Genomic DNA, 12982 nt, shown 5'->3' on the forward strand with positions numbered 1-12982 from the left:
CCGGGGAGCCCCCTTCGCCGTGTCCTCGGGCCGGGGCGCGCGGCGCCCTGCCCGGTCGCGCCGCGCGCGTGGGCCCTCGCGCTCCGGGCGCTCAGGCGTCGGGGGAGGCCCAGAAGTCGCGCAGTACGCGGGCGCCCCGCTCGGGGTCCTGGAGCATCCAGTAGTGGGTGAGCCCGCCCAGCTCCTGGAACCGGGCGCCCAGGCGCAGGGCCACCTCCCGGTCCTGCTCGGGGTGTGCCATCGGGTCCCCGGTCGGGGCGAGCAGGAGTCCGGGCGCCTTGGCGGGGCCGTCGAAGTCCCGGCCCCAGTCGGCGTGGAGGTTGGGCCACGCCGAACGGTAGAGCGCCAGGACGGCCGCGCTCATCTCCTCGTCATGGGTTCGGTCGACCTCCCGGGCCAGTTCGGGGCTCATGCCGCGGGGCTGGAGGACGTCTCCGAAGGTGCCCCCGCTGCCGGGGACGGCCCCGCGCAGCCCGGCCAGGGACTCCCTTCCGGGCACACGGTGCCGTGGCCGCCCCGCGCGCGGACATCACCCCCCCGAGCGGGTCAGGCCTCCCCGCGCAGGCGGCGGACGTTGCCCTGCGGCGGGTGGCTCCCCGTCGTTCCCCCCTTGCGGGCGCGGGGCGGTCGGCCCCCCTCCTCCCCGGGAACGGGGATCGCGGGGGCGCCGGGCAGCGGGCGGTTCGCGCTCTCCTTCATCCGCCACACCACCACCAGCCCCACCACACCCGCGACCATCACCAGCCACGCCGGTGCGTAGAGGTTTCCGGTGGCCTGCACCAGCGCCTCGGCGACCAGCGGGGTGGTGCCGCCGAACAGCGCCACCGACACGTTGAAGCTGATGGCCAGCGCGCCGTAGCGCACGCTGGTGGGGAAGAAGGCCGGGAGCGCCGCGGGCGCGCCGCCGGAGAAGTGCACCAGGGTCACCGCCAGCACCACCATGCCCAGGGCGACCGTCCACAGACCGCCCTGTTGCAGCAGCCAGAACGCGGGCAGGGCCAGCACGATCGAGAACAGGCTGCCCGAGAGCAGCACGGGCCTGCGCCCCACACGGTCGCTCAGGTGCCCGAACCCGGTCACCGCGAACAGCATCAGCACCATCGCCGCCAGCGTCAGCACCAGGGCCGTGGTGGGGCCGTACCCCAGCTCGGCCTCCAGGTAGGTGGGCATGTACGCGGTCAGGACGTAGTTGTTGACGTTGAAGACCATCACCAGGCCCACGCACAGCAGGATGTGGCGCCACTGGTCCACGACCGTCGCCCGCAGCTGACCCTCGCGGTGCCCGCCGTGGGAGTCCTTGGCGTAGCCCCCGGTGTTCTGCTCGAAGACCGGGGTGTCCTCCAGCTTCACCCGCAGGTACAGGCCGACGGCGCCCAGCGGCAGCGCGATCAGGAAGGGAACGCGCCACCCCCAGTCCTGCATGGTGTCCGAACCGAGCAGGAGGGTCATCACCGTGACGACGGTGGCGCCGCCGACGTAGCCGCTGACCGTGCCGAACTCCAGCCAGGAGGCCAGGAAGCCGCGCCGCCGGTCGGGCGCGTACTCGGCGATGAAGGTCGTGGCGCCGCCGTACTCGCCGCCGGTGGAGAAGCCCTGGAGCATCCGCGCGACCAGCAGCAGCACGGGCGCGGCGAAGCCGATGCTCGCGGCCGAGGGGATGAGCCCGATCGAGAACGTGCTCACCGCCATGAGCAGCATCGTGAAGGCCAGGACGCGCTTGCGGCCGATCCTGTCGCCGAGGGGGCCGAAGAACAGCCCGCCCAGGGGCCGCACCAGGAAGGCGGCGGCGAAGGTGGTGAAGGTGGCGATGAGCTGCGTGCCCTGGGTCTGCGCCGGGTAGAACACCAGGCCGATCGTGACGGCCAGGTAGCTGTAGACGCCGAAGTCGTACCACTCGGTCGCGTTGCCGATCGCCGCGGCCACCACGGCCTTGCGCGTCGCCCTGCGGTCCGTGGTCAGGGCCGTCCGCCCCTGCGGCTGCGGCTCGTTCACGTCTCCCCCTCGCTGCCCAGCGGTCCTGGTGTACCCACTTAATCACCCTGGGTGACGAGAGCGCGTGCTCTGTCCGTGTCGCCGTCCCGGTAGCGTGTTGGCGGCCAGGAGTCGAGTCCCTGCTGCGGGGTGCACCGGGTCCGAGGCGGAGCCCCGGCGTGTGCTCAGGCCGAGGAGGGGACCTCCCGCGGGGCCCGGGGCGCGGCCCGGCGGGAGAGGCGGCGCAGCAGGTTCTCCGCCGGACCGCGGTAGCCGGCGCGCCGCATCAGCTCGGCGGCGGCCAGCGACGCCAGCCAGGTCGCGGCGGCCACCCCGAAGGCTCCAGCCAGCCCCAGCCGGTCCTGCCACCCCAGGCCCACCGGTGAGAAGACCGCGAGGAAGACCACGCTCTGGAGCAGGTAGAAGCTCAGGGAGCGCTGGCCCAGAGCCTGGACGGCGCTGGTCAGGACGCCGCGGGTGCGGGCCGCCCGGATCGCGGCCAGCGCGACGATCCCGGCCATCCCGACGCCGCCGAAGTAGCCCGTCAGGGGCTGGAGGAGGGCCGTGCCCCACTGCGCGGCGGCCGAGGGGGCGCTCCACGCGCCCGTCTGGACCAGGACCGAGGGCAGGGCCCCGGCGACGGAGACCGCCGTGGTGAGCATGACGACGCGCGTCAGGAAGGCGCGGTTGCGCTCGGGTTCCTCCAGGAGGCGGTGCCGCGCCGCCCACATGCCCGCGACCACCCCGGGTGCGACCAGGACCGTTCCGACGGCCAGGGCGAAGGGTGCGCCGGGGAGGCGCTCCAGGTAGAGCGCGCCGGGGTCGGACCCGGGGGGCGGGGCCACGGAGCCGATGTCGAAGGTGGAGACGCCCTGGGACAGGGCCAGTCCCAGGGGGATCGCCGAGAGCGCGGTGCCGGGGACCAGGGCCAGGCCCGCGACCCACAGCAGGGTCGTCGAGCGCGCCCGCAACAGGCCCACGAGCAGCAGGGAGGCGACGCCGTAGGCGGCGAGGATGTCGAGGGGGACCAGCAGCGTGTGGGCCAGGCCGAAGGCCAGCAGCCACCAGCCCCTGCGGCGCAGCAGGGCGCGGACGCCGACCGGGTCGGCTCCGCGTGCGACCCGCCGGTCCAGCGTCTGCGCCAGGGCGTAACCGAACAGGAAGGCGAACATCGGGCGTGCGTGGTTGCCTACGAACAGCTCGTGGAGGACGAGCGCGGCGCCGTTGGCCAGGGCGGGGCCGTGGTCGACGGCCAGGACGAACAGCGGGGCGTGGGCGCAGGCGATGGCCAGCAGCATGGCGCCCCTGGCCAGGTCCGGGGCGAGCGCACGGGGCGCGGGAGCGGTCACGGATCCTCCTCGGCGGGGGGTGGAGTACATGCTATTACATGTAAATCATGTATATCGTGCGCCCTGTGATCGTGACCGCAGGCGGACACGGCCCGCTTGGTACGCTGTGCGGAACACGTACGGGAAGGCGGTGGCGGGGTGACTGCGGACCAGGACGGCGCCTCCTACGGACCCGGCGGCCGGGGCTTCTACGGCGCGGTGACGGTCAGCGAACGCGGCCAGATCGCGATCCCGGCCAAGGCCCGCCGCGACCTGGGCATCTCCCCCGGCGACAAGCTGCTGGTCCTCGGCGACCCCCAGCAGGGGATCGCCCTCATGACGGTCGACCGGCTCATGGAGAACCTCCAGGGTTCCTCGGTCCTGATGGACGTGCTGCGACAGCACGTCCAGGACGACGGGGGGACCCCGCCCGGCGGGGCCGGATAGCGGCACCGCGGGACGCTGGCGGGCCCCCTTGTTCCGGTTCCCGCGGACTCCCCGGGGCCGGCTCCTCCCCGGTGCGGATCGGGACCCGCGGGCGTGCCCTTCCTCCGGACACCCGGCGCCGCTTCCGCCGCGTACGGATCAGGACCCCCCGTACGGGCGGGCGCGGCGCACGCCGGCGGGGGAGGATGTCCGCAGCGCCGCGGGGGCGCCGCCGACGGGAGCGCGTGCTCTGCCCGTCCCGCCGTCCCGGTAGCGTGGTGGCGGCCGAGAGGGGGGTCCATGCGCAGAGTGCTGGTCAGCGCGTGTCTGATGGGACGCCGGGTGCGTTACGACGGGCGAGCCAAGCCGGTCGAGGACGACGTGGTCGCCCGCTGGCGTGAGGAGGGCCGCCTGGTGGTGCACTGCCCGGAGGTCGCGGGCGGCCTCCCGGTACCCCGCCCGCCCGCCGAGATCGAGCCCGGCGCGACCGCCGCCGACGTGCTCGCGGGCCGCGCGCGCATCCTCACCCCCGAGGGACGGGACGTGACCGGGCACTTCGTGGACGGGGCCCGGGCGGCGTTGGCCACCGCCCGCGCGCACGGCGTGGTGGTGGCGGTGCTCAAGGAGTCGAGCCCCTCCTGCGGGGTGCACCGGGTCTACGACGGAGCCTTCGGCGGGCGCGGGGTCCCCGGTGAGGGGGTCACCGCGCGGCTGCTCGCGGACGACGGCGTCGCGGTGTTCACCGAGGACGAGATCGCCGGTGCCGCCGCGCGTCTGCGCGAGCTGGACGGCGGCTGAGGGGCGTCGCCGGGACTTCGTCGTCGGCGGCGCTCGGAGCCGTGCCTCCCGACCCGGGGCGGCGGAGGCGCTTCCACGGGGAACTCACGCCGGGGCCGCGGATGAGGCGCGGGGTCCGGGATTCGGCTGGTGGTGTGCGGGCGGTTCGGGGATGGGGCGCGGGGTCCGGGGCCCGGTCGGTGGCGGCGGGCCCCGGAACCCTCCGGGTCAGGGGCGGACGACCTCGTAGCGCATGCACGCGAAGTCACCGGCGCGGTGCACGTCCAGCACCCTCAGATCCACGCGCCCGGCCAGCAGGGGCGAACCCGCGCCCAGGGTGACCGGCGCGACCGACACGACCACCTCGTCCAGGAGGCCGAGCCGGGCCAGGTCCGCGGCGACGCCGCCACCGCCGATCAGCCACACGTCACGTCCGTCGGCCGCCTCGACCACCTCGGCGTGCAGGTCGCGCAGTTCCTGGTCGGTGTCGGCGCTGGCGAAGCGGATGTCGCCCTCGATCCCGGGCAGGTCGCGGTGGGTGAGCACCCAGGTGGGGACCTGGTAGGGCCAGGGCTTGTCGCCCTCGTGCTTCAGGATCCACTCGTAGGTGCCCGCACCGGACACGATCGCGCCCGCCCCGCGGATGAAGGTATCCGTCTCGTTCAGGGCATCGCCCCCGTCGGCGGCGAACAGCCACTCCAGGGAGTGGTCCTCGGTGGCGATGAAGCCGTCCAGGCTCGTCGCGGTGTTGTAAACCGTTTTACTCATCGTGTACCTCCGTCGTGGTGTCGGTCCTGAAGCCATTCGATGGGGTCGCCGTGGTCCACCTCCAGGCCCTCCGCGCGCAGCATGTGGCGCACGAGCTGCCTGCGGTGGGCGGAGAAGGTGAGCACGTGCGCGACGACGCTGCCCAGCACGAAGCTCTCGGGCGGATCGCACAGGGCGTCGATCAGCCGGTCGCCCCAGGCGCCCCGCCGCCCGATGTCGTCGATCGCGGCGATCCAGCGCGCCCCCGCCCGCGTGTGCCGCTCCGCCAGCGCCTCCGGGCCGTCCGCCCCCCGTTCGGGCAGGTCGGCGCCGTCGATCGAGGCGAGCCACATCTCCTTGGCCCGGACCAGGTGGTCGAGCACGGCGGCCACGGACCCCTCCGGCCCGTCCCATTCCAGGACGGTCCGCCCGGGTGAGTGCACCCGCCGGTAGGCCTCCTCGGACAGCCGTCCGGCGAGGCGGATCAGATGGGCGGTGTCGTCCACGTCGTGGTGGACCTGGAGGGCGATCAGGTCCATGCCGGTCCGCTCCTTGGGTCTGTCCTCGATCCACAGGTGGATCGGCGGGTGGAAGTGGATGCCGTTGGGCGCGGACAGCCACGTGCCGCTGCCCGACGTGGTGGCGCTGGGCGGGTGCCCGAAGGCGCGTCCGAAGGCGCGCGTGAACCCCTCGACCGATTCGTATCCGGCCGCGAACGCGGCGTCGGTCACGCTGCTGCCCTGACTGATCTGCCAGGCCGCGCGTTCCAGGAGCACCCGGCGGCGCAGCGCGACCGGTGACTCCCCGGTGTCGCGGGTCAGTCTGCGGGTGAAGTGGAACGGTGAGGCGAAGGCGTGGTCCGCCATGTCGGTGAGGCGGGTGTTCTCCTCGTCCAGGACCGCGTCGAGCAGTTCGCGCAGGCGGTCCCGGCCTGGGGTGGGCTCGGTCATGGCAACCAGTATGTTCACCGGAGGCGCCCGGGCGCCTGACCGATCTTGCCCACCCGTGCCGCCGCCGCGGCCGGGGCCCGGCGGGCTTTTCCCGGTGCGAGCGCCCCGGCGGATGCGGTAGAGTCTTCTGCGTCGGCGGGGCCGGAAAAGGCGACCGCTCGACGAACGGGACGTAGCGCAGTTTGGCAGCGCACTTGACTGGGGGTCAAGGGGTCGTGGGTTCAAATCCCGCCGTCCCGACAGAGGAATAGCAGGTCAGCGAGGGGTCCACCGGAAGGTGGGCCCCTCGCCGCGTTCCAGGGCCGGTGTCAGCGCACGTACGGCCATCCGGCGGAGTCCCAGCCGAGCCAGTTGACGCCCAGCAGCGCCGTGCCGTCGTCGGCGTAGTAGTGGTAGGCGAGGATGTCGTGGTCGGTGTCGGCGAAGACGTCCTGGTGGCCGGGGCCGTGCACGCCGCCGTGGCCGGACAGGACCTCTGTGCCGCCGCCCGCGGTCATGGCCCTCCCGGTGCGGTCGCGGTAGGGGCCGGTGATGCTGGTGGAGCGGCCGACCATGATGCGGTAGGTGCTGTCCGCTCCCCGGCAGCACAGGTCGAAGGAGACGAACAGGTAGTACCAGCCGTCGCGCTGGAAGAGGGTCGGCGCCTCGACGGCGTCGCCGCCGCGGCCCGCGATCGAGTGCAGGACGCGGTCGCCGCGCTTGCCGGTCGCCGGGTCGATGCGTACCATCTTGATCCCCGACCAGAACGAGCCGAACGCCAGCCACCAGCGGCCCTGGCCGTCCACCTCCAGATGGGGGTCGATGGCGTTGAAGTCGTCGGAGGGGAACGACTCGATGACCAGGCCCTCGTCGCGCCAGGTGCCCGAGTCCCCGCTGGTGCTGGTGGCCAGGAAGATCGCGGACCGGTTGGAGCCGAAGGTCGAGGCGGAGTAGTAGAGGCGGTACCGCCCGTCGGCGTGGGACAGGTGCGGGGCCCACAGGTTGCGTGCGCCGCCCGTGTAGGGGCTGGTCCACGGGGCGCCGCCGGGGAAGGCCGGGCCCACGTCGCGGAAGGCGGTCCGGTCGGCGGAGGCCTTCAGGGCCACGTCGTCGCCGGTGTGGGCGACCAGGTAGCCGCCCCCGGGCCGCTTGACGAAGGACGGGTCGTGCACCCGGACGTCGCCGGTCACATGGCCGGGTCCGGGGTAGTCGGCGGCCGCCGCGGGCCGGGCACCGACCGCGTCGGCGGCGGTCGTGGTCGCGGCCAGCGCTCCCGCGGCCAGGGCGGAGCCCAGCATTCTGCGGCGGGAGAGGGTGCGCGGGTGTTCCGTCATGGGGAGCCTCCTCGGGCTCGGTTCTGGGGGGTGGGTGCCGCGGCGACGCCGGGTTCCGGGTCGTGGAGTGTCCGGGACCGGGGAGCCCCGGCCCGAGAAGTGCCTCGGCACCAGGGGAGACGGGTTCCGCGTCGCCGTGCGAGGGCGTGTCACCCATGTGTTGTTAGCGCTAACAACGGGTGCCGCGGGAGCGCGGCGTGCTGCGGATACCGGAACGGGGGGTCGTGCGGGCGCGGAACGGGCCGCGCGTCGCGGTCCGCCCTCGGGTCGCCCGGGTGCGGGGGTGGTCCACCAGGAGTCCGTGTCGGCGCCGGGGTTCGTGTGCCGTGGGACGGGGGCGGCGGGCATCGTGCGCGGTGGCGGGTGCGCCCCGTCACCGTGCGTGCATCGTAAGGTCGTGGTCGCGCAGCGTCAACCCTCCTTCGCGCACTGTCCGCCTCCGGCGTTCCCGGCGCCGCCGAGGTGTTTCCGGCGGCGGCATTTCATGAGAAACGGCCCCGGAAGCACACGATAGGCGCGTTCCGGCGGGGTAGGTGCACAGGCGCCCCCTGCCCCCCGGCGCCCGAGGAGAAGGCTCCCGCGACGCCGCTCCCCGCGGTGCCCGCGACCCGTTGCGGGGCCGCGAGTGCCACCCCGAACAGAGCGGCGCCAGACCCTTGACACGCCGGTGCTTGTGCAAGATGGTTGCTTACCTTGATGGTTAATGTTTGGTTCCGTGGAAAAATGTGGGGAATGGTCCTCATGTGCACGGTGCACATGCGTGAACGGAGTAAGAACATGGGCGCACCCCGTCCTGAGGTGGAGATACGGGTACCGGTTCGCGACGCCGCGTCCTGCGTCGCCCGAGATCCGGTGGTGACCCGAGCGCACCACGTCCGAAGGTGTGAACAGGCCTTCCACGCAGGGGCCGCCGCGTCGAGAGAGGACCAGCCGACGTGACCGTGCTAGCACAGGACTCCCTGAGGCTGGACGCCAACGCCATCGACTACACCCTGCTCGCGGTGTACTTCGCGTTCGTGCTGGGCATCGGCTTCATCGCCCGGCGTTCGGTCTCCAACAGCCTCGACTTCTTCCTGTCGGGGCGCTCCCTGCCCGCCTGGGTGACGGGTCTGGCCTTCATCGCGGCCAACCTCGGCGCCATCGAGATCATCGGCATGTCGGCCAACGGCGCCAACTACGGCATGCCGACCATGCACTACTTCTGGATCGGCGCCGTCCCGGCGATGCTGTTCCTGGGCCTGGTCATGATGCCGTTCTACTACGGCTCCAAGGTCCGCAGCGTCCCCGAGTTCATGCTCCGCCGCTTCGGCACCGCCGCCCACCTGCTCAACGGGGTCAGCTTCGCGGTCGCCCAGATCCTGATCGCGGGCGTCAACCTCTTCCTGCTGGCGACCATCGTGGACGCGCTGCTGGGCTGGCCCCTGTGGCTGTCGCTCCTGGTCGCCGCCGCGATCGTCCTCAGCTACACCGCGCTGGGCGGACTCTCCGCGGCGATCTACAACGAGGTGCTCCAGTTCTTCGTCATCGTCGCGGCGCTGCTGCCGCTGACCCTGGCGGGACTGAACCGGGTCGGCGGCTGGTCGGGTCTGGTGGAGGAGGTCACCGCCTCCCCGCAGGGCGCCGAACAGCTCTCCGCCTGGCCGGGCAACGCGCTGACCGGTTTCGGCGACAGCTTCCTGAGCATCCTCGGCATCGTCTTCGGCCTCGGCTTCGTCCTCGCCTTCGGCTACTGGACGACGAACTTCGTCGAGGTGCAGCGCGCCATGGCCTCCAAGAGCATGTCGGCCGCGATGCGCACCCCCATCATCGGCGCCTTCCCCAAGCTGTTCATCCCGTTCATCGTCATCATCCCCGGGATGATCGCGGGCGTGAGCGTCTCGGAGATGGTCCAGCTCAAGGCCGGTGAGAACCCCGGCGTCGACTACAACGACGCGATCCTGCTGCTGATGCGCGACGTGCTGCCCAACGGTCTGCTGGGCGTGGCCCTGGCCGGTCTGCTCGCGTCGTTCATGGCCGGTATGGCCGCCAACCTCAGCTCGTTCAACACCGTGTTCACGTACGACATCTGGCAGGCCTACGTCGTCAAGAACCGGCCCGACTCCTACTACCTGGGCATGGGCCGGTGGGTCACGGTCGGCGCCACCGTCGGCGCCGTGGGCACGGCGTTCATCGCCTCGGGCTACTCCAACCTGATGGACTACCTGCAACAGCTGTTCTCGTTCTTCAACGCGCCGCTGTTCGCCACGTTCATCCTCGGTATGTACTGGAAGCGGATGACGCCCCACGCCGGTTGGAGCGGCCTGGCGGCGGGAACCCTGGCCGCAGTGGGCGTGTTCCTGCTCGCCGAGACCGGCGTGCTGGCCCTGTCGGCGCAGGGCGCGAGCTTCGTCGGCGCGGGAGCGGCCTTCGTGGTCGACATCCTCGTCAGCGTCGTGGTCACCATGTTCACCCGGCCCAAGCCCGACTCCGAGCTGGTGGGCCTGGTGCACTCGCTGACCCCGCGCGAGTCGCGCAAGGCCTCCACCACCGGTGAGGACGCCGGCTGGTACCGCCGACCGGGGCTGCTGGCCGGGATCGCCCTGGTGCTCGTCATCGTCCTGAACATCATCTTCGCCTGAGCGACCCCGAGAGGTGCACCGTGCTGAGACAAGCTGAGGAGGTCATCCGATGAGTGCTGACAGCCCCGGAAAGAGGAAGGGCCGCACCGCCTCCCGGGTCTTCGACATCCGCACGATCATCGCGCTGCTGTTCGCCATCTACGGCGTCGTGCTGACGGTCATGGGCTTCGCGGCCACGCCGGAGCAGATCGAGCAGAGCGGAACGAACCTGAACCTGTGGTCCGGCCTGGGCATGCTGGCCTTCGCCGTGTTCATGGGCGGCTGGGCGCTGGTCAAGCCGCTGAAGGCCCCCGAGGAGCCGGGCCCCGACACCGGGGCCTGATCCGCGCGGTCACACGGGCCCCGGGCGCGTCGCGCGCCCGGGGCCTCAGGCGCTGGGCAACCCCCGCAGCAGGTTCCGCACCAGGTCGGGGCGTTCGCGCAGCGCGAGGTGCCCCGCGCCCTGGACGGTGTGGACGGCGGCGTCCAGGAAGAGCAGGGCCGGGCTGTACAGCAGGTCCGGGGAGAAGAAGGGGTCGTGCGACCCGGTGGCGACGCTGACCGGGGTCCGCCGCCAGTGGTGGAGGGCCTCCGCGCGCAGCGGCCGGGGCGGCAGCACGTTGACCGCGCGGCAGGACCGGCCGACCAGGGTCGTCCACTCCAGCAGGGTGGTGTCCCGGGGTTCGGCCGAGCCGGGGCCGCACATGGCGCGCAGCAGCGCGGAGCTGGACCGGGTGTCGGGGTGGAACCTCCAGCGCACCAGGGCGGCGGCCAGGCCGGTGCCGCCGGTCGCCGGTGTCAGGCCGCCGGGGTTGACCAGGCAGAGCCCGGCCACCAGGGGCCCGGGAGTGGCCGAGAGCGCGATGGCCGCGCCGATGCCGTGGCCCAGGACCAGGACCGGGCGGTCGGTGATCTGCGGCAGCACCTCGTCCAGCCAGCCGCCGTAGTACGCCGGACGCTCGACCAGCGGCCGGTCGCCGTCGCTGAGCCCGGGCTGTCCGGGCGGATCGGCGACCAGGACGGGGCGGTCCTCGGACAGGACGCGGACGGCGTCCAGGAGCGTGGCCGCGCTCAGGACCGACCCGGGGAGCACGAGGACCGGGGTGCCGGGGCCTCCGGGGGCGGTGAAGACGCGGGTGACGCCCAGGGAACAGGGGACGGTCGCGAGCGGGGTGAGCAGGGCCTGGGCGTTGAGCCCGTCCCAGCACCAGTCGTGGACGGCCTGTCTGGTGGTCCGGGAACGGTAGACGCGCTGTGCGGGAGAGGGGGCGGGGTGGTTCACGTTGCCTGGTTCCGTGGAGACGCCGGGGCCGGTGGACCCGACTGCCGACACACCTAACGTCCCATCGTACGCCCCCGGGGGGTGTTCGAACAGGGGGGAAGTGCGCCACCTGCGCGTTCGCGCCGAGGCGGTTCCCGGGTCCGGTTCCGGGACGGGCGAACACGCTTGTGACGCCTGTGCTGCATATCCGTCTCGCACACCCCGGGCCACCCATGCGGCTCGCACGCCTCATGCGCACCCGGCTTTCCGTACGCGTCTGTCTCGCATGGTCGGGAGGCCACGCGTGCGCCTGGTGCCTCCTGCTTTCCGCCGTCCCACGTGGCCGGGGCCCCGCGTGCGTCTGGCGCCTCGTGCGTGTCTGCCTCGCGTGGCCGGGAGGCCCCGCGTGCACCTGCTGACTCACGCTTCCCGGCAGGCCCCGGGGCGGATCAGATCTGCTTGGCCGCCGTGACCGCCGACGCCACGAGCACCACCGCCGCGAACCACAGCGCCCCGGGCGCGCCCACCGCGCCCGCGACCCCCGCGCCCACGGCCGGGATCCCGACCTGCCCGAGCCGGTTGCCCCAGATCCGCAGCGCCAGGGCGGCCCCGCGCGAGCCCTCCGGGGCTGCCGTGGCCACCGCCGACATCGTCAGCGGCTGGCCCAGACCCAGCAGGAACCCCCCGACGGCCAGCACCGCCCCCAGCACGAACACGTTGCTGACCGGCAGGGCCACCGCCGCCATCGACAGGCCCGCGGCCCCGGCGCTGACCGCGATCAGCGTCTCGCGCGACCAGCGCCGCACCAGGCGGGACAGCACCAGGCGGGACAGCAGTGAGAACCCCGCGCGCAGGCTCAGCAGGACGCCGACCGCCATCGGCGAGATGCCGCGGTTCTCGGCGACCAGCGGCAGGTAGGCGGTGAGGATGTCCACGGCCGAGAGCAGCGCGAGGCTGGCGAACAGCCCCGAGGGCAGGCCCGGCCTGCGCAGCAGTTCCCGCGCGGGGGTCCTCTCCGACCCCTTCTCGCGCGAGGGCGCGGGCATGCGCACCCGGACGAAGGCCAGGGTCGGCACCAGCCCCAGCCCGCCGGTCACCGCGGCGACGAGCAGGGCGGAGGAGGTCGCCGACAGCAGCGCGTCCCCCGAGGCGTCGGCCAGCATCGCACCCGACAGCAGGGGGCCCACGAGCTGGCCCAGGGAGGCCGCCGCGGTGAACCACCCGAAGTCGCGGTCCAGGTTCCCCGGTGCGGCCAGGCGCGCGATGAGCCCCTGACCCGCGACCATGCACAGCAGGTGGCCCATGCCCAGCACCGTGCTGGCCGCGGCGATCGCGAACAGGTCCGTGCCGTACGCCAGCAGCAGCGAGCCCGCGCCGAGCACCGCCGCGCCCAGGCCGACGATCCACGCCATGCGCCGGGACCGGTCGGTCGCCCGCCCCAGCGGGACCGCCACCAGCAGGGGCAGCAGCGCGTAGGCGGCGGTGACCAGGCCCACCGCCACGGCGTCACCGCCCAGGGCGATCGTCCGGTACGAGACCAGGGGACGGGCGAGATTGAGCGCGGTGTGGGTGAACATGACGCTCAGTAACAGCGGCCAGAGCCACGACGCCC

The 12982-nt window shown here is 73.1% G+C and carries 12 protein-coding genes and 1 tRNA gene; 5 read left to right on the top strand and 8 right to left on the bottom strand.

The window, feature by feature from the left end; all coding sequences use genetic code 11:
• Positions 1-91: 91 nt before the first annotated feature.
• From G011_RS30080 to G011_RS0121200, 3 genes are all read right to left on the bottom strand, one after another.
• Positions 92-499: an alpha/beta fold hydrolase gene (locus G011_RS30080; protein WP_019610227.1), complete on the bottom strand. Its 408-nt coding sequence runs from the start codon at positions 497-499 to the stop codon at positions 92-94.
• A 47-nt stretch (positions 500-546) separates the two neighbouring features.
• Positions 547-1992: an MFS transporter gene (locus G011_RS0121195; RefSeq protein WP_019610228.1), complete on the bottom strand. Its 1446-nt coding sequence runs from the start codon at positions 1990-1992 to the stop codon at positions 547-549.
• 164 nt (positions 1993-2156) lie between these two features.
• A complete protein-coding gene (locus G011_RS0121200; protein WP_019610229.1) occupies positions 2157-3320 on the bottom strand; it encodes a DUF418 domain-containing protein in 1164 nt (387 codons plus the stop codon).
• A 138-nt stretch (positions 3321-3458) separates the two neighbouring features.
• On the opposite strand from G011_RS0121200, the gene G011_RS0121205 reads away from it, so the two are divergent.
• Together G011_RS0121205 and G011_RS0121210 are read left to right on the top strand one after the other, a co-directional pair.
• The gene (locus tag G011_RS0121205) at positions 3459-3746 is read left to right on the top strand and encodes an AbrB/MazE/SpoVT family DNA-binding domain-containing protein (protein WP_019610230.1); all 288 of its coding nucleotides are present in this window, start codon (positions 3459-3461) and stop codon (positions 3744-3746) included.
• 279 nt (positions 3747-4025) lie between these two features.
• Positions 4026-4523 carry a DUF523 domain-containing protein gene (locus G011_RS0121210; protein ID WP_013152037.1) on the top strand — a complete coding sequence of 166 codons (498 nt, stop codon included), beginning with the start codon at positions 4026-4028 and terminating at the stop codon, positions 4521-4523.
• Positions 4524-4730: 207 nt separating this feature from the next.
• Here G011_RS0121210 and G011_RS0121215 read toward each other — a convergent pair whose 3' ends face one another.
• Both G011_RS0121215 and G011_RS0121220 read right to left on the bottom strand, forming a co-directional pair.
• Positions 4731-5270, bottom strand: coding sequence for a dihydrofolate reductase family protein (locus G011_RS0121215; RefSeq protein ID WP_019610231.1), 540 nt, complete (start codon positions 5268-5270; stop codon positions 4731-4733).
• Positions 5267-6199, bottom strand: coding sequence for a helix-turn-helix domain-containing protein (locus G011_RS0121220; protein WP_019610232.1), 933 nt, complete (start codon positions 6197-6199; stop codon positions 5267-5269). Before G011_RS0121220 ends, G011_RS0121215 begins: the two co-directional genes overlap by 4 nt.
• A gap of 166 nt (positions 6200-6365) precedes the next feature.
• Between G011_RS0121220 and G011_RS0121225 the strand changes: the two genes are divergently transcribed.
• A tRNA-Pro gene (locus G011_RS0121225) sits at positions 6366-6439 on the top strand.
• A 68-nt stretch (positions 6440-6507) separates the two neighbouring features.
• Here the strand turns inward: G011_RS0121225 and G011_RS0121230 are convergent.
• Positions 6508-7512, bottom strand: coding sequence for an arabinan endo-1,5-alpha-L-arabinosidase (locus tag G011_RS0121230; RefSeq protein WP_019610233.1), 1005 nt, complete (start codon positions 7510-7512; stop codon positions 6508-6510).
• Positions 7513-8447: 935 nt separating this feature from the next.
• Here G011_RS0121230 and G011_RS0121235 point away from each other — a divergent pair.
• Complete coding sequence (locus G011_RS0121235; protein WP_019610234.1) at positions 8448-10130, top strand: sodium:solute symporter family protein; 1683 nt, start codon at positions 8448-8450, stop codon at positions 10128-10130.
• A gap of 49 nt (positions 10131-10179) precedes the next feature.
• The gene (locus G011_RS0121240; RefSeq protein ID WP_019610235.1) at positions 10180-10452 is read left to right on the top strand and encodes a hypothetical protein; all 273 of its coding nucleotides are present in this window, start codon (positions 10180-10182) and stop codon (positions 10450-10452) included.
• Positions 10453-10497: 45 nt separating this feature from the next.
• Here the strand turns inward: G011_RS0121240 and G011_RS0121245 are convergent, their stop codons facing one another.
• Complete coding sequence (locus G011_RS0121245; RefSeq protein ID WP_019610236.1) at positions 10498-11391, bottom strand: alpha/beta fold hydrolase; 894 nt, start codon at positions 11389-11391, stop codon at positions 10498-10500.
• Between the two features lie 428 nt (positions 11392-11819).
• Positions 11820-12947, bottom strand: coding sequence for an MFS transporter (locus tag G011_RS0121250; protein ID WP_019610237.1), 1128 nt, complete (start codon positions 12945-12947; stop codon positions 11820-11822).
• Between the last annotated feature and the right edge of the window lie 35 nt (positions 12948-12982).

This window comes from Nocardiopsis sp. CNS-639 (assembly GCF_000381685.1).
GTDB classification, from domain to species: Bacteria; Actinomycetota; Actinomycetes; order Streptosporangiales; family Streptosporangiaceae; genus Nocardiopsis; species Nocardiopsis dassonvillei.

Bases quoted from the DNA above. Each gene is read 5' to 3' on its own strand.
- G011_RS0121210 (WP_013152037.1), top strand. From the start codon at position 4,026: ATGCGCAGAGTGCTGGTCAGCGCGTGTCTGATGGGACGCCGGGTGCGT.
- G011_RS0121215 (WP_019610231.1), bottom strand. From the start codon at position 5,270: ATGAGTAAAACGGTTTACAACACCGCGACGAGCCTGGACGGCTTCATC.
- G011_RS0121220 (WP_019610232.1), bottom strand. From the start codon at position 6,199: ATGACCGAGCCCACCCCAGGCCGGGACCGCCTGCGCGAACTGCTCGAC.
- G011_RS0121230 (WP_019610233.1), bottom strand. From the start codon at position 7,512: ATGACGGAACACCCGCGCACCCTCTCCCGCCGCAGAATGCTGGGCTCC.
- G011_RS0121240 (WP_019610235.1), top strand. From the start codon at position 10,180: ATGAGTGCTGACAGCCCCGGAAAGAGGAAGGGCCGCACCGCCTCCCGG.
- G011_RS0121250 (WP_019610237.1), bottom strand. From the start codon at position 12,947: ATGTTCACCCACACCGCGCTCAATCTCGCCCGTCCCCTGGTCTCGTAC.